Below are 15,491 nucleotides of genomic sequence, written 5' to 3' on the forward strand. Positions count from 1 at the left end.
CTCGAGTGCACTCGAGCATTTCCAATGAATTTTCCGGGCTTCCCGGTTCCATCATTCATCGAGGAAATCACGCCATGAACACCACCATCGACAACAAGGCCCTGGTCCAGCGCATCCATGCCGAGCTGGACAAGGGCAACGGCCAGGTCTTCGTCGACAGCCTGGCCGACGACGCCCGCTGGACACTGGAAGGCACCACGCCGTGGTCGCGCACCTATGCGGGCAAGAAGGCGATCCGCGAAGAGCTGCTGAAGCCGCTCTTCGCGCAGTTCGCAGGGCTCTACGTGAGCAAGACCGAGCGCATCATTGCCGAAGGCGACCGCGTGGTCGTGCTCTTCAGCGGCGACGTGCCCACCAAGGCCGGCAAGCGCTACAACAACCGCTACTGCTACATCTACCGACTCGAAGGAGGCCAGGTGAAAGAGCTGACGGAGTACTTCGATACCGCACTGGTGCAGGAGGCGCTCGATGCGCCTTCGGCCGTTGCCCATGCCGGCCACTGAGCCGCTTGCCGCACCGGTGGCGGCACCGGCACCGGCATCGGCGAAGGGCACGCCTTTCCACATCGGCGAACTGGCCACGCGCACCGGCCGCACGGTACACGCCATCCGCTGGTACGAGACGCAGGGCCTGGTGCCCGGCGTGGCGCGCGACGACGGCGGCCGGCGCCTTTATGGCGAGCTGCACGTGGGCTGGCTCGACCTGATGGAGCGGCTGCGCCGCACCGGCATGTCGATCGCCGAGATGCGCGAATACACCGCGCTGGCGGTGCAGGGCAAGGTCACGCTGCGCGAGCGGCGCGATCTGCTCGCGGCGCATCGCGCGCGCGTGACCGAGACCATCGCCGAATGGAAGAGGGCGCTGTCGCTGGTCGACCGCAAGATCGATTTCTACGACGCGTGGATGGCAAGCGGCCACCGGCCGCCGCTCATTCCCGCCGAGATGCCCAGCCTCAAGCCGCCGAACAAACGCAAGGGGAAAGCCCGATGACCGACACCACCCTCGCTCCCTTGCCGCTGCCCGTGGGCATCCGTTCGCGCCAGGTCGACAACGGCAACGGTCTGTCGATGCACGTGCTCGAAGCCGGCTTCGAAGCACCGGGCCGGCCCTGCGTGCTGTTGCTGCACGGCTTTCCGGAGCTGGCCTACAGCTGGCGCAAGGTGATGCTGCCGCTGGCAGCCGCGGGCTATCACGTGGTCGCGCCCGACCAGCGTGGCTATGGCCGCACCACCGGCTGGCAGCAGGGCTACGACGCGGGGCTCGACGAGTTCCGCCTGCTGAATCTCGTGCGCGATGCGCTCGGGCTGCTGGCGGCGCTGGGGCATGACTCGGTGGCCGCCGTGGTGGGTCATGACTTCGGTTCGCCGGTGGCAGCGTGGTGCGCGCTGACGCGACCCGACGTGTTTCGCTCGGTCGTGCTGATGAGCGCGCCGTTCGGCGGTCCGCCGCCTGGTGCAACGGCCGGGCTCGCCGAGTCCACGCGGCAACTGCTCGAAGGCCTCGCGGCGCTGCAGCCGCCGCGCCAGCACTACCAGTGGTACTACTCGACGCGCGAGGCCAATGGCCACATGCAGCACCCGCCGCAAGGCCTGCACGCCTTCCTGCGTGCCTACTACCACCACAAGAGCGCCGACTGGCCCGGCAACCAGCCATTCAGGCTGGCCGCGATGAGCGCCGCCGAACTGGCCCGCCTGCCGAGCTACTACGTGATGCGCGCCGACCGGACCATGGCCGAGACCGTGGCCGAGGAAATGCCATCGCTCGAACAGATCGCCGCCTGCCGCTGGCTGCCCGACGACGAACTGGCCACCTACGCCACCGAGTACGCGCGCACCGGCTTCCAGGGCGGGCTGCAGTGGTATCGCTGCGGCACCGGCGGCCGCTACGCCGCCGAGATGCAGGCCTGGTCGGGCCGCACGATCGACGTGCCCTCGTGCTTCATTGCGGGCCGCAGCGACTGGGGCATCTACCAGAAGCCCGGAGATTTCGAGGCGATGCAGGCCACGGCCTGCACGCGGATGCGCGGCGTGCACCTCGTCGAAGGCGCGGGCCACTGGGTGCAGCAGGAGCAGCCCGGCGAGGTGCGCCGCCTGCTGCTCGGCTTTCTGCGCGAAGAGGCTATTCGGCGGTAAAGCCCGCGTCCTTGCGGATCGAGCCGCGGTCGCGGTGGTTGTTCAGGCGGCCCAGCGTGCTGTCGAGCAGGCGCTTGAGCTTGTCGGCCGCGCCGCGGAAGGCCTCGTCGAGCGTGTTGGCGTGCTGCGTCACGGCCAGGGGCTGGTGGTGTGCAAGGCGGGCTTCCATCACGCAGCGCTTGTCGCCGCCGCCGGCCTTGTCGTGGTTCTCGTCGCTCAGATGCACTTCGACGCGCGTCACGTCTTCGATGAAACGGCTCAGATGCTGCTTGATCTCCGTGTCGGCCCAGCGTTCCAGCGTGTCCTTGTTCTCGATGCCGTTGCTCGTGTTGACCTGAATCTGCATGCAATGTCCCTGCTGGATGGATGAACGAGTGCCCACTGTGCGCCCTGAAGCGCCCCGGTGTCCGTAGGCCTTTTACCTACCCACGAGCCGGGCAGGATCCGCAATTCGCCGGGCTTGATCAGCTCTGGATGTACGTGGTCAACTGTTCGATGGTCGCCTCGTGGTCCGAGATGATGTCGTCCATCAAGTCCTGGATGGAGATCATGCCCACCACCTTGTCGCCGTCCACCACCGGCAGGTGGCGGAACTTGCGCTGGCTCATCAGCGTCATGCAGGCGCGCGTGCGGGTCTGCGGGGTGACGGTCATCACGTCGGGCGTCATGATCTCCGAGACCTTCATCTCCTTCGAATTCTTGCCCTGCAGCGCCACCTTGCGGGTGTAGTCGCGCTCGGAAAGAAAGCCCACCAGCTTTTCGCCGTCCATCACCATCAGCGCGCCCACCTCGAAGTGGGCCAGCGTGGCCAGCGCGTCGAACACGCTGGAATCGGGCGAGGTGCGCCAGGCCGCGGAATCGTGACGCTTGAGCAGTTCGGAGACGGGTTTCATCGCGGTAACTCCATGAATAAAGTTTCGATTCACACCGACGCGCGTGCGCCGCACTCGGTCAAATGATAGGGGCGCGATGGCCCCTCGCGATGCAAAACCCTCTAGGGGATTGCGCGCGTGCGCCGTGCGAGAACTTAAGGCTGCGCCGGTGCTGCCGATGCGGCCAGCACGCGGCTGAGCGCCACCGCGTCGCCGACCACCGTCTTCACGAGGCCCTTGTCGTCGAAGTTGACCTGGAACTCCGACCAGCTGTCGCGCCAGTAGCGCCACGTGGGCGCATCGAGGCTGGGGTTCTCGCTGGCCACCGGATAGCCGATGGCCATCAGCACCTGCTCGCGAGTCATGCCGGGCATCACCTTCGCGGCCAGGATCGCGTCGCGGACCGCGGGCGCAAACGCCGCCATCTTCTGCTTCGGGTCGGTGGTCACCACGTAGCGCTGCGCGAATTCGGGCAGCGTGATGTTGCGGCTGTAGTCGTTCTTGATGCGCTGCGGCTTGCCGCCGAGGTCGAGGCTGAACCAGCGGAAGTCGTAGCCCGTGATGCGCGCCGTCGTGCCGACCGCGACGATGCGCGTGCCCTGCTCGTCGTAGTTGATGTCGCTGATCGACTCGCCGTAGGTCCGCATGTTGCAGCACAGGAAGCCGTCGAGCATCGGGCCGGGCGGCGGCGAAGGCCGCTGGGCATGGACGATGGTGGCGGGCAGGGCGGTGGCTGCCAGCAGGGCGGCAGCGGCAAGGCGCTTGAGCATGGATGTCCCTCGGGTGTCTTTGTTGAAATGGCTGCGCGGGCGCAGCGCGGGGATTCTAGGATCGATCTCGCCCGCAACGAAGGCAGAATGGCGGCCTTCAGCTATCAAAGATATAGCAGCCAGCTACTGTTCAGGTTCGCGGGCCACAATCCTCCCCCGGCCCTTGGCCGACCCCTTCCAGACAGCGCGAAAGAAAGAGCATCCATCGATGGCGATCCAGTGGTTCCCCGGGCACATGTACACGACCCAGAAGGCCATCACCGAGCGGGTGAAGGACATCGACGTGGTCATCGAGCTGCTCGACGCGCGCCTGCCCGGCTCCAGCGCCAACCCGATGCTGGCCGAGCTCACGGCCGGGCGGCCCACGCTCAAGGTGCTCAACAAGCAGGACCTGGCCGACCCGGCGCGCACGCTGCTCTGGCTGGCGCACTACAACGCGCTGCCCGACACGCGCGCCATCGGCCTCGATGCCAGCCAGACCACGCCCGCGCAGCAGATCGTGCGCGCCTGCCACGAACTTTCGCCCCGGCGCGGCGGCATGGCCAAGCCCATGCGCGTGCTGATCTGCGGCATTCCCAACGTGGGCAAGTCGACCCTCATCAACACCCTGACCGGCGGGCGCAAGGCCAAGACCGGCGACGAGGCCGGCATCACCAAGCTCGAGCAGCGCATCACGCTGGCCGACGACTTCTACCTGTGGGACACGCCCGGCATGCTGTGGCCGCGCATCGTGGTGCCCAAGAGCGGCTACAACCTCGCGGCCAGCGGCGCCATCGGGCGCAATGCCTTCGACGAGGAAGAAGTGGCGCTCGAGTTGCTCAACTACCTCAAGGTCAACTACGCCGACGGCGTGGCCGCGCGCTTCAAGCTCGTGGAACTCGACCCCGCCACCATGGCCGGGATGAAAGACGAGGCACTGCTCGACACCATCGGCCGCAAGCGCGGCGCGCTGCTGGGCAAGGGCAAGGTCAACCTGCAGAAGGCCGCCGAGATCGTGATGCACGAGTTTCGCGCGGGCAACCTCGGGCGCATCACGCTCGAAACGCCTGAAGAGTTTTTGCAATGGCTGGCCGAAGGCCAGCGCATCGATGCGGAGCGTGCCGCGAAGAAAGCGGCGCGTGGGAAGAAGGGCAAGCAGAAGCCCGAAAGTGCGCCTGCGCCCGAGGCCACGCCGGAAGGCGACGCCTGACGCCTTGCGCCTTCCGCTGTTGCAAGGGGTGCCCTGCAGCAGCCCGGCTCAATCCAGCGCAAACAACCCCGCCGCCGCTTCGCTGAGCGCCGCCAGCCGGTGCGAATCGGGCGTGGGCCCCGCGGCCTTCAGCGCGCGCTGGTACATCGCGATGCGGGTGGCCGACACCGGCCGGCACAGCGGCCGGCTCAGGTGCAGCGAAAAGCGCCGGTCGGGCACCACATAGCGCCCCGGGTTCAGCCGCGCAAAGCGGATGTAGGCCTGCAGTGCAAAGAGCATGTCGGCGTGCAATGCGTCCATGCGCTTTTCGGCGTCCTTGCCGATCTGCGCGTGGCCCTTGGCGTCCTTCGTCACCGGCAGGCCGAGGATGTCGGCCATGTCGATCTCGAAATGCGTGAAGTCGCCATACGGGCGCTTGCAGTCGATCAGGAAGGTCTGCCAGTTCGCCCGCTGCAGCAGGCGGATGTGCTCGTCCGTGACGTCGAAGCTCGCGCGCTTGCCGAAGGGCGGCAGAAAGGCGTAGTGCCCGGCCGCGAAGCTCGCGTGCAAAAAGAAGGCGGACGCCACGTTCACGAAGCGGTCGAAGGCCGGCGACTGGCCGCCGTCGAGCAGCTCGCCGAACTGTTCGAGCGACATGTCGGCGGGCACGATGGCGGGCGCGCCCGATTCGCAGTCGATCCACTCGGCATGGCTGCGGCGGAAGGTGTCGATGTCGTCCTGCGTGATCGCGATGCTGCCCGGGGCAGGCGTCTGCGGTGGAGCGGCCGCTGCGGGCGCGTCTTTCTGCCCGCAGCCGGCGGCGGCGAGCAGGGCAGAGGCGGCGCTTGCGGCCGACAGGGCAAGCACGCCCCGTCGATGGATCCAACTCACGATTTTTCTCCAAGGGAAAACGTTTCGGCCCCCGAGGATGCCACGACGGCCTGACCCCTGACTGAAACCCCGGTGTAGGCTTGCCCGCATCGACATCGCGAGGAGCGACATGACGGATGCAACGCAAGGCCGGGCCGACGAGGCCGACGACAGCTCGCCGGGCTGGGACGCCATCAGTGGCGCGCTCGACCGCCTCTACCCCGGACAGGAACCGAAGCATTACGGCACGGTCATCAAGTGGATGCTCGGCGGGCCCGATCCGCTCGACGGCATCAGCGCCTGGAAGCGCATGGACCCGGTGCCGCACTGGCATTTCGTGAGCTACGGGCTGACCGAGCTGTACCGCAAGGAATCGGACGACGCCGACACCAGCGGCTACGGCTTCGAGCTGACCTTTCGGCTGGCCTGCCACCCCGTCGAAGAGGAGCCGCCCGCCTGGGCCATCAACTTTCTGCAGAACCTGGCGCGCTACGTGTTCAACAGCGGCAACGTGTTCGACGACGGCCACTGGATGACGGCCAACGGCCCCATTGCCCTGGAGCGCGAAACACTGATCTGCTCGATGGGTTTCGTGTTCGACCCCGAACTGCCGGCCATCGACACGCCGCATGGGCGCGTGGACTTCCTCCAGGTGGTCGGCCTCACGGTCGACGAAGAGCGCGCCGCCAAGCAATGGCAGACCCGCAAGCTGCTCGACGTGCTGCTGCCCGACATGCCGCTGTGGGTGACCGATCTGGCGCGGCCTTCGCTGCTCGACAACGCCGAGGTGCGTGCGCGGGTGGCCGAAGGCACGCAGCGCGATGGTTCGTCGAGCGGTTTTCTCTTTACCGACGTGCTGGGCTGGAAAGTGAAGAAGCGCCTGCTGCGCACGCCCCTCACCGAGATCGAGCTGGGCGCGCGCCAGGTCGATGAGCTCGTCACGCTGCTGCCGCTGCGGCTGCCCTTCGGCCGGGTCTTTCGCGTGGCCGGCCGAGAAGGCGCGCTGGTGTTCGAGCGCGGCAACGCCAACAGCGTGAGCGAGAGCGACGGCCAACTGACGCTGCAACTGACCGACGACGCGGTGCGCGAACTGGCCCGCACACTGCAGCCGCGCGCCGGAACCTACACCCTCGAAAGCCTGGACAGCGTGCGCTGGCAGATCGAGAAGACCACGATCAAGGACGCCAGCGGCAAGGTCGTTCGCACCGTCGGCTGAAGCGCTGGGGCCCGCCCACTATCATCGAAACATGCAACGTCTCACGCGCCAGCGCAACGCAGTTTTCTCCGCCTTCAGCGACGCCGGTCGCGTACTCACCGCCCCTCAGATCCTGGAGCGCGCGCGCGAGATCGTTCCCGAAATCAGCCTGTCGACCGTGTACCGCCAGGTGTCGCTGCTGCTGGCGGACGGCGAGATCGCGAAGGTCGAATTGCCGGGCGAGCCGGCGCGCTACGAAGTGGCGTGCAAGCCCGATGCGCATCGCCATTCGCAGCATGATGGCAAAGAGGCCGATCACCACCATCACTACTTTCATTGCGCGGGCTGCGGGCAGGTCTTTCTGCTGCACGCCTGTCCGGGGCCGATGGACGACCTTGTGCCGAAGGGCTTTCAGGTGCAAAGCCACGAAGTGACCTTGCACGGGCTGTGCGCATCGTGCGCGGACACGGGCGGCAAGAAGGCGCGCACGCCGAAAGCGCACTGAGCCGCTTCGGGCCGGCCGCCGTTGCAGGGGCCGGCGGCATGGCGGGGGAGGGGGGCGGTCAGGGTCTCGATGTTATTGAGAATGAATTCTCAATAACGTATAGTCTCGGGTCTTCCTCCTTACGGCCTACCTATGCAAGTCCTGTCCTCCCTCAAAGAAGCAAAGAAGCGCCACCGCGATTGCCAGGTGGTGACGCGGCGCGGCCGCACCTACGTCATCTGCAAGTCCAACCCACGCTTCAAGGCCAGGCAGGGCGGCGCGAAAAACAAGCACAAGTGTTGATCGCAACCTGAAGGGTTGCGGCGCGCCCATGCGCCACCGCTGACCCTTCCGCCTCTTTTTCTTTCGCGCGCTGGCGGCCTTCGCCGGCGCCAGGACCACCACTGAACACAAGCATCGGCGCATGCCCGCCGGGGCTGGCCTGCGCGCGTCCTTTTTTCAAACCGGAACCTCTTCATGCTCCGAGCCATCGGCCTTACCAAACAGTACGGAACGCACACCGCGCTCGACCGTCTCGACCTCGACATCCGCGCCGGCGACATCTACTGCCTGCTCGGCGCGAACGGGGCCGGCAAGACGACGACCATCAACCTGTTCCTGAACTTCATCGCGCCGAGTGCCGGCACGGTCGAGGTCAACGGCATCGACGTCACGCGCCATCCGGTCGCCACCAAGCAGCACGTGGCCTACATCCCCGAGCAGGTCACGCTGTACGGCACCTTGTCGGGGCTGGAAAACCTGCGCTTCTTCGCCGGGCTGGCGCTGGGCCGCGAGCTGCCGCGCAACCGGCTGCTCGAGCTGATGACCGAGGTCGGGCTCGACCATGCAGCGGCCGACAAGCGCGTGTCCGCGTACTCGAAAGGCATGCGCCAGAAGGTGTGGATCGCAGTGGCGCTGGCCAAGCAGGCCAAGGCGCTGTTGCTCGACGAACCCACCTCGGGGCTCGACCCGCAGGCGGCCAGCGAGTTCTCGGGCCTGCTGCGGCGCGCCGCCGACAACGGCGTGGCCGTGCTCACCACCACGCACGACCTGTTCCATGCGCAGCAGACCGCCACGCGCGTCGGGATCATGAAGCGCGGCCTGCTCGTCGAAAGCCTGGACGGCGACGCGCAGATCGCGCGCACCGACCTGCAGTCGCTCTACCTCCAGCACATGAGGGCATAGGCATGTCGCTCACCTGGATCGCAAGACGCGAATTTCTCGAACGCCTGCGCGACGGGCGCCTGTACTGGGCCGGCGGACTGGTGCTGGTGCTGCTGCTCACCGCGCTCGCGGTCGGCTGGACGCACCAGCGCGACGCCCGCGCCGAACAACACGCCGCACAAGCCATGGACTACCGCGACTGGCTGCAGCAGGACCGGCGCCATCCGCACGACGCCGCGCACCAGGGCATGCATGCCTTCAAGCCCGAAGCCGCGCTCGCCATGATGGACCCGGGCATCAACCCCTACATCGGCAGCACCGTGTGGCTGCAGGCGCATCGCCAGAGCGAGGTGAAGTTCAACGCCGCGCAAGATGCGACCGGCCTGCAGCGCTTCGGCAATCTGTCGGTTGGCTGGATCCTGCAGGTGCTCGGGCCGCTGCTGGTGATCGTGCTCGGCTTCAACGCCTTCGCGGGCGAGCGCGAACAAGGCATCCTGCGCCAGACCCTGAGCCTCGGCGTGTCGCCCCTTCGCCTGCTCGGCGGCAAGGCATTGGCGCTGGTGGCGTCGCTGGCGGTGCTGCTGGTGCCGGCCGCCATCGTCGCGGCCATCGCGGTGGCCGTCGGCGCGGGGCCGGGCGACCGGCTCGACGCGCTGCTGCGGCTGGCCGCATGGGCGCTCGGCTATGCCGTTTACCTCGGCATCTTCGTGTTCCTGGTGCTGGGCGTGTCGGCGGCGTCGTCCACCTCGCGCATGGCGATCACCGTGCTGCTGGCGCTGTGGATCGGGCAGGCAGTGATGGCGCCGCGCGTGATGTCGGAGCTTTCGCGCGCATGGTTCCCCAGCCCCACGCGGCTGGCCTTCGACCAGGCTCTGGACGCCGAGCGCAAGGCCGTGTCCGACGCGGTCTGGCAGAAGAACTTCGGCACCACCGAGCGATGGGGGCGCGACGTGCCGTTGTCGAAGTGGGGTCTGGCACTGCGGCTCGACGACCAGTCGTCGTACGCCGTCTACGACCGCCACTACGGCCGCCTCTGGGACACCTGGGAGCAGCAGCAGACGGTGCAGGAGTGGAGCGGCCTCTTGCTGCCCGTCCTTGCGATCCGCAGCTTCTCGATGGGCATGGCCGGCACCGACTTCGCGCACCACCGCAGCTTCACGACCGAGGCCGAGCTGCATCGCCGCGACATCCAGGACCTGATGAGCCAGGACCTCGTGGCGCATGCCGATCCGCTGGGCGACCGTCACTTCGCCTACCAGGCGCCACGCGAACTGTGGGCCACCGTGCCGCCGTTCGACTACCACCCACCCGGCGCGACGTGGGCGCTGCGGCACCAGGCGCGCAGCCTCGCGGTGCTGTGCGTGGCGCTGTTGCTGGCCGCCGCCTTCGCGGCCTTCACCGCCGTGCGCCAGCGTGCGCTGTGAGGGAACGGGCATGACCATGAACACACCTCTCCAACCCTCCCAGGGCCGTCGCCTGCTGGCCGTGATGCGCCAGGAATGCCGCTTGATGCTCGCCGAGCGCGGCCTCTGGATCGTCGGCACGCTCTTCCTGCTGCTGGTGGCCTACGCCCTCGGCAACGGCCTGCTGCAAAGCGCGCACCGCGACCGCGCGCAGGCGGCTGTCGCAAAGGCCGACCGCGACACCCGCGCCGCGCAGCGCGTGCAGCTCGAAGCGATCCTTGCGGGCACCGCGCAGCCCACGCCGTTCCAGAACCCGGCCGACCCGTCGCGCATGGCGAGCAGCTACGGCGGCCATCACGTGTTGCTGCCGACCGCGCCGCTCGGACCTGTGGCGCTGGGGCAGAGCGACCTGTTCCCGAGCCAGTACGAGGTCACGAACCAGAGCCGTGTCGTGTTCATGAACCCGAGCGACATCGAAAGCCCGTGGCACCTGATGAGCGGGCATTTCGACCTGGCCTTCGTCATCGTCTACCTGCTGCCCTTGCTGATCTTCGCGCTCAGCTACAACCTGCTGTCGGCCGAGCGCGAGAACGGCACCTTGCGCCTGCTGCTGTCGCAGCCGCTGCGCCTGCGCACGCTGCTCGCGGGCAAGCTCTCGGTGCGCGCCGCGGTGCTGCTGGGGCCGGCAGTGCTGCTGCCGGTGGCGGTGTTGTTGATCGCGCGGCAGGCCGGGTGGATCGGCACCGCGGGCAGTGCGGGCGATGCCGGCAGCGCCACGCTCTGGTGGGCCTTGCTGGTGGGCGCCTATGCGCTCTTCTGGTTTGCGCTGGTGGTCGCGGTCAATGCCTTCGGTGCCTCGTCGGCGACGAATGCGATGGTGCTGGTCATTGCCTGGGTGCTGCTGGTGCTGGTGGCGCCGGTGCTGCTCAACCTCGCCGTCACGCAGGCCAGCCCCGCGCCTTCGCGCACCGAACTCGCCACGCGCCAGCGCGTGGTCACCGCCGAGGCGATGAAGCGGCATGCGGATCTGCTGAGTGCCGACTACCAGCACGTCGGCCGTGGTGCGATCCTCCTGCCGCGCGACGGCAAGATCGAAATTGCCGGCCGCGCGCTGGCCATGTACGCCATCGAGCGTGAGGTCGATGACGCCATCCGGCCCGAGCTCGATCGCTTCGATGCGCAGCAGGCGCGCCAGCAGGTGCTGGTGGGGCGCTTCGGCGCGGTGTCGCCGGCGGCTGTGGCGTACGAAGGCATGACCGCGCTGGCCGGCACCGGCGCGCGGCGCCATGCGCGCTTCGACGCGCAAACGGTCGCCTATCACGAGGCGTGGAAGGCCTTCTTCTTCCCGCGCATCGATGCGCGCGATGCGCTCTCGCCGGTCGATTTCGACCGCATTCCGGCCTTCACCTGGCAGGAGGAGCCCGCCGCGCTCGTGCGCAACCAGGCCGCGCTCGCCGTGCTGCAGTTGCTGCTGCCGAGCCTGCTGCTGTTCGGCGTGGCCGCGTGGCGGTTGCGCCGCTTCTCGGTCGCCTGAGCGTCCGTTCCGTTTTTCTTTCCAGTCTTCAGAAGCAATCCAATGACCCCGTTCATCCGCACGGCCATGGCAGTGGCTGCCGCCACTGTCTTCCAGCCTTCCTACGCGCAACAAGCCAATGCCGAGCTTGGCACCGTCACCATCGAAGGCAGCCGCGATGCCAACAGCCTGCACCTCGAAGAATCGAGCGGCACTGCGTCGCGGCTTGGCCTATCGGTGCGCGAGACGCCGGCCTCGGTCGAGATCCTGTCGCAAGACGCCATGCAGCAGCGCGGCGCGCGCACTTTCAGCGAGGCGTTGCGCGGCATGGCCGGCCTGTCGGGCGGTGGCCCGCCGTCGTCGCCGACCACGCTGTCCACGCGCGGCTTCACGAGCATCATGTATCTGTACGACGGCGTTCGCAGCTCCGGCGCGGGCGTGGTCAACCGGGTGCAGGACACCTGGAACTACGACCGCATCGAAGTGCTGAAGGGCCCGGCCTCGGTGCTTGATGGCGAAGGCGCCATCGGCGGCGTCGTCAACTTCGTGACCAAGCGGCCCGACCGCGACAACCCGCACAAGGAGGCCTTGCTGTCCTACGGCAGCTACGGATCGACGCGCGCGGCCTTCGGCTTCGGCGGTGCGCTCGGCGACGCCAGCGCCTACCGGCTGGACTACAGCCGCAACGACACCAGGGTCGGCACCATCGCGCGCAACGGCGAGCGCATCGACCACTTCACCAGCGGGTTGATGGTCGACTTCGGCGGCTCGGTCAAGCTCGACCTGGCCTTCGACTACCTGCGGGACAACAACCAGGCCTACTGGGGCACGCCGCTGGTGCCGCGCAGCTTTGCCACGCAGCCGACCGGCGTGGCCAGCACGCCCGACGGCCGAGTGATCGACCGGCGCATGACGGGCATCAACTACAACGTGCTCGACGACGACAACTCGTCCGAAACCTACTGGCTGCGCGCACGCCTGACGGGGCAGCTCGATGGCGGCTGGTCGTGGCGCAACGAGTTCTCGGCCAACAAGGCGAAGCGCATGTTCCGCAACTCGGAGTTCGCGGCCTTCGAGCAGCCGGGCAACATCGGGCGCGACCAGACGATGATCTCGCACGACCAGGACTTCTGGCTCAACCGCTTCGACGCCACCCACAAGGGCACGCTCGGCGGCATGGACAACCGCTTCGTCGTCGGCGGCGAATACAGCGAAACGCGCTTCGGCAGCCAGCGCCGCTTTTCGAACGGCAGCGCCAGCACCGCGAACGCATTGCGCGTGTCGGTGTTCAACCCGTACGTCGGCCTGTTCAACGACGACCCGGCCCTCAGCGTGGGCGGCGGCAACCGCACCAACACCACGGCCAAGGTGAAGGTCACCTCGGTCTTCATGGAAGACGCGCTCAAGCCGATCCGCAACCTCACGCTGGTCGGCGGCCTGCGCCACGACCGCACCGAAGTCGAACGCGGCATCCTCGACCTGAACCTGGGCACGCTCAACCGCTTCGGCACCAGCTACCGCTCGACCTCGGGCCGGCTCGGCGCGGTGTACGACATCACGCCGCAGTCGAGCATCTACGCGCAGTACACCAACGCCACGCTGCCGGTGAACTCGCTGTTCCTGCTGTCGGCGTCGAACGCGGCGTTTCCGATGTCGCGCGGCAAGCAGGCCGAGGTGGGCTTCAAGCAGAGCATTCCCGAAGCCAACCTGGAGTGGACGGCGGCGGTCTACAAGATCGAGCTGAGCAACGTGCTCTCGCGCGACCCGAACAACGTCGCCAACACGGTAAACAACGGGCGCCAGTCTTCGCGCGGCATCGAGCTGTCGACCGTGTGGCGGCCCACGCGTGAATGGACGCTGGCGGGGAACCTCGCGGCGCTCGATGCGCGCTTCGACACGCTGGTCGAGGCGGGTGGCGTCTCGCGCGTGGGCAAGACGCCGCCGAACGTGCCCGAGCGCGTGGCCAATCTCTTTGCGACCTACCGGCCCGACGGCTCGAAGTTCGAGTACTTCGTGTCGCTGAACCGCACTGGCCACATGTTCACCGACAACGCCAACCTGATCCGCATCAACGGCTACACCACCATGGATGCGGCGGTGAGCTACCGGCTCGAGAAGGCGCTGCTGACCTTCCGCGTGCGCAACCTGACCGACAAGCTCTACGCCACCTGGGCCGGCCGCGCGACCAGCCAGGTGCTGCTGGCGCCACGGCGCACCTTCGAGCTGTCGGCCAAGTTCGACTTCTGATGCGCCCGGTGATGCGCCCGGTGGTGCGCCCTCAGCGCATCTGCAGCCGCGCGTCCTTCGGGTAGCCGATGGTGTAGTCGGCCGTCACGCGGGCGGTCTTGCCGGCGTCGAGGTCGAAGCGCCACATCGTCAGGCCGGGCTGCTTGTTCCAGGCCAGCTCGGCGGGCTGCGGCGAGAACTGCGAGGCCACGCGCACCTGCTCGTCGACCGAGACCGGCGCGGCTTCGAGCACCTGCACCGCGATGGGCGTGCGATGGCGGTTCTCGACCACGTAGGCGCGCTGCACCTTGCGCTCGGCGCGCGAGCCGGCAAAGCCGCCGGTGCCCTGGTTGTCGCGCTCGGGTTCGGCCTGCACGCGCACCAGCTCGTCGCGGCCGAAAGACAGCGTGAGGCTGGCGTCGCTCGGCGCGTTCCAGCGGCCGCTGCCCACGAAGTTGCCGTCGCGGTAGAGCTGCATCGGGCCGGCCGGCCACACGCCCGTGGGTTGCGGGAGTTCGGCGACCAGGAAGGCGCTGGCGTCCACGCGCGGGCTGGTGCGCACCGCCAGCTTGGCCGTGTCTTCGTGCTGGCCCAGCGCCATCGTCACGCGCTGGCCGTTGGAGGGCACGTCGATGCTTTGGGGCACTGCGAATTCGGTGGCGAAGCTGTTGTCGAACACGCTCACGTCGAACACCGGCTCGCGGCGGTCGACGGCGGCCTGCTTGGCGGCGATCGGCGCCATGGCCGGCGCAGCAGGGGCGGCCATGTAGACCTCGTCGGCCTGCGCGGCCAGCTTGCGCGGCGGCGGCTCGATGCCGATGCGCCACGCGCCCGGCGTGCGGCCCGTGGTTTCGCGGCGTGGCTGGCCGGTGGACAGCACCAGTTTCACGCCGCGCCAGTCTTCGCCGGTGGACTGCGCCACCAGCGCCTGCCGCTCGATGCGCACCTTGCGCGTGTTGGTGTCGAGCAGCGCGCGGTAGGTGGGCGTCCAGCCGGGGCCGTTGACCTGGTAGCTGAGCTTGATGTCGGCATCGGCGCTGGCGGCCAGCGTCACGGTGACGGCCACCACCTGGCCGCCATTGCCCTGCGAGCGCGTGCGCTCGGCCAGCAGCGGGTTGAGCTGGCGGTCGATGTCGGTCTGCTTGCGCTGGATCTGGTGTTGCTTGAGCAGCGACTCCTGCCCGGTGCGGCGCATCGCCTCGGTCATCGCGGCGAGGTTGCGCGCGTCCAGCGGGGCGCGCGCGCCCTGGGCCCCGTCGCCGCTGCCGCCCGACAGGCCCTTGAGGTAGCCGGTGACCATGCCCAGCGCGTCGGTCTCGGCCTGCAGCGCGGCCTTCTGGTCTTCGAGCTCGCGGATGCGGCCGTCGAGCGCGCTGGTCGAGCAGCGTGCCGACAGCTCGCGTGTCTCGTTGAGCACCGAGGTCTCGCCCACGCGCACCGAGGCGTCGGCCGACACCTGCAGGCTTTGCACGTCCAGCCCCGCGGGCAGGCAGGCGAAGGTGACCGAGCGGCTGCCCGCCGCGACGCGCGCCACACGCTCCACCGTGGCGCTGCCGGGGTAGACCTTGACCTGGGTGATGCGCGAGCTGTCGGCCATGGGTGGCGGTACCTGGGCGCTGGCGTTCAGGACCAGCCAGCCGGCGGCAACGACGGTGGCACGCAGAAGAAGGGCGGGGTACGGTGCTTTCATGAGG

Annotated in this window: 16 protein-coding genes; 11 read left to right on the plus strand and 5 right to left on the minus strand. The window is 68.1% G+C overall.

Annotated features, from left to right (window positions below):
• The first annotated feature begins 74 nt into the window (after positions 1-74).
• Genes BLQ28_RS11255 through BLQ28_RS11265 form a run of 3 tightly spaced genes read left to right on the plus strand, consistent with a single transcriptional unit; the run spans position 75 to position 2,132 of the window.
• On the plus strand, positions 75-503 hold the full coding sequence (locus tag BLQ28_RS11255; RefSeq protein WP_093239093.1) for a nuclear transport factor 2 family protein: 429 nt from the start codon (positions 75-77) through the stop codon (positions 501-503).
• The gene (locus BLQ28_RS11260) at positions 490-990 is read left to right on the plus strand and encodes a MerR family transcriptional regulator (RefSeq protein WP_093239094.1); all 501 of its coding nucleotides are present in this window, start codon (positions 490-492) and stop codon (positions 988-990) included. The genes BLQ28_RS11255 and BLQ28_RS11260 overlap by 14 nt, the downstream gene beginning before the upstream one ends.
• Positions 987-2,132: an alpha/beta hydrolase gene (locus BLQ28_RS11265; RefSeq protein ID WP_093239096.1), complete on the plus strand. Its 1,146-nt coding sequence runs from the start codon at positions 987-989 to the stop codon at positions 2,130-2,132. The genes BLQ28_RS11260 and BLQ28_RS11265 overlap by 4 nt, the downstream gene beginning before the upstream one ends.
• Here the strand turns inward: BLQ28_RS11265 and BLQ28_RS11270 are convergent.
• From BLQ28_RS11270 to bamE, 3 genes are all read right to left on the minus strand, one after another.
• On the minus strand, positions 2,119-2,478 hold the full coding sequence (locus tag BLQ28_RS11270; RefSeq protein WP_093239097.1) for an HPF/RaiA family ribosome-associated protein: 360 nt from the start codon (positions 2,476-2,478) through the stop codon (positions 2,119-2,121). The two genes, BLQ28_RS11265 and BLQ28_RS11270, sit on opposite strands and share 14 nt — an antisense overlap.
• Before the next feature lie 118 nt (positions 2,479-2,596).
• Complete coding sequence (locus BLQ28_RS11275) at positions 2,597-3,025, minus strand: CBS domain-containing protein (RefSeq protein ID WP_093239099.1); 429 nt, start codon at positions 3,023-3,025, stop codon at positions 2,597-2,599.
• Between the two features lie 134 nt (positions 3,026-3,159).
• A complete protein-coding gene (gene bamE, locus BLQ28_RS11280; protein ID WP_093239100.1) occupies positions 3,160-3,774 on the minus strand; it encodes an outer membrane protein assembly factor BamE domain-containing protein in 615 nt (204 codons plus the stop codon).
• A 208-nt stretch (positions 3,775-3,982) separates the two neighbouring features.
• Here bamE and ylqF point away from each other — a divergent pair, with 208 nt between their 5' ends.
• Positions 3,983-4,963, plus strand: coding sequence for a ribosome biogenesis GTPase YlqF (gene ylqF, locus BLQ28_RS11285; protein ID WP_093239102.1), 981 nt, complete (start codon positions 3,983-3,985; stop codon positions 4,961-4,963).
• A 48-nt stretch (positions 4,964-5,011) separates the two neighbouring features.
• Here ylqF and BLQ28_RS11290 read toward each other — a convergent pair whose 3' ends face one another.
• A complete protein-coding gene (locus BLQ28_RS11290; protein ID WP_143012471.1) occupies positions 5,012-5,833 on the minus strand; it encodes a hypothetical protein in 822 nt (273 codons plus the stop codon).
• A 109-nt stretch (positions 5,834-5,942) separates the two neighbouring features.
• Between BLQ28_RS11290 and BLQ28_RS11295 the strand changes: the two genes are divergently transcribed.
• The 7 genes from BLQ28_RS11295 (at position 5,943) to BLQ28_RS11325 (ending at position 13,818) form a co-directional block, all read left to right on the plus strand.
• A complete protein-coding gene (locus tag BLQ28_RS11295) occupies positions 5,943-7,028 on the plus strand; it encodes a suppressor of fused domain protein (protein WP_093239105.1) in 1,086 nt (361 codons plus the stop codon).
• Positions 7,029-7,059: 31 nt separating this feature from the next.
• The gene (locus BLQ28_RS11300; RefSeq protein ID WP_093239106.1) at positions 7,060-7,512 is read left to right on the plus strand and encodes a Fur family transcriptional regulator; all 453 of its coding nucleotides are present in this window, start codon (positions 7,060-7,062) and stop codon (positions 7,510-7,512) included.
• Positions 7,513-7,644: 132 nt separating this feature from the next.
• Entirely contained in the window at positions 7,645-7,794 is a 150-nt protein-coding gene (gene ykgO, locus BLQ28_RS11305; RefSeq protein ID WP_093239108.1) for a type B 50S ribosomal protein L36, read from the plus strand.
• 174 nt (positions 7,795-7,968) lie between these two features.
• Complete coding sequence (locus BLQ28_RS11310; protein ID WP_093239110.1) at positions 7,969-8,676, plus strand: ABC transporter ATP-binding protein; 708 nt, start codon at positions 7,969-7,971, stop codon at positions 8,674-8,676.
• A gap of 2 nt (positions 8,677-8,678) precedes the next feature.
• On the plus strand, positions 8,679-10,079 hold the full coding sequence (locus BLQ28_RS11315) for an ABC transporter permease subunit (RefSeq protein WP_093239111.1): 1,401 nt from the start codon (positions 8,679-8,681) through the stop codon (positions 10,077-10,079).
• A gap of 16 nt (positions 10,080-10,095) precedes the next feature.
• Positions 10,096-11,592 carry an ABC transporter permease subunit gene (locus BLQ28_RS11320; RefSeq protein ID WP_093239463.1) on the plus strand — a complete coding sequence of 499 codons (1,497 nt, stop codon included), beginning with the start codon at positions 10,096-10,098 and terminating at the stop codon, positions 11,590-11,592.
• Positions 11,593-11,634: 42 nt separating this feature from the next.
• A complete protein-coding gene (locus tag BLQ28_RS11325) occupies positions 11,635-13,818 on the plus strand; it encodes a TonB-dependent receptor (RefSeq protein WP_093239113.1) in 2,184 nt (727 codons plus the stop codon).
• Between the two features lie 31 nt (positions 13,819-13,849).
• Here the strand turns inward: BLQ28_RS11325 and BLQ28_RS11330 are convergent, their stop codons facing one another.
• The gene (locus BLQ28_RS11330) at positions 13,850-15,487 is read right to left on the minus strand and encodes a DUF4139 domain-containing protein (protein WP_093239114.1); all 1,638 of its coding nucleotides are present in this window, start codon (positions 15,485-15,487) and stop codon (positions 13,850-13,852) included.
• Between the last annotated feature and the right edge of the window lie 4 nt (positions 15,488-15,491).

The sequence above is a fragment of the Variovorax sp. EL159 genome (genome assembly GCF_900100965.1).
Taxonomy (GTDB): Bacteria; Pseudomonadota; Gammaproteobacteria; order Burkholderiales; family Burkholderiaceae_C; genus Variovorax.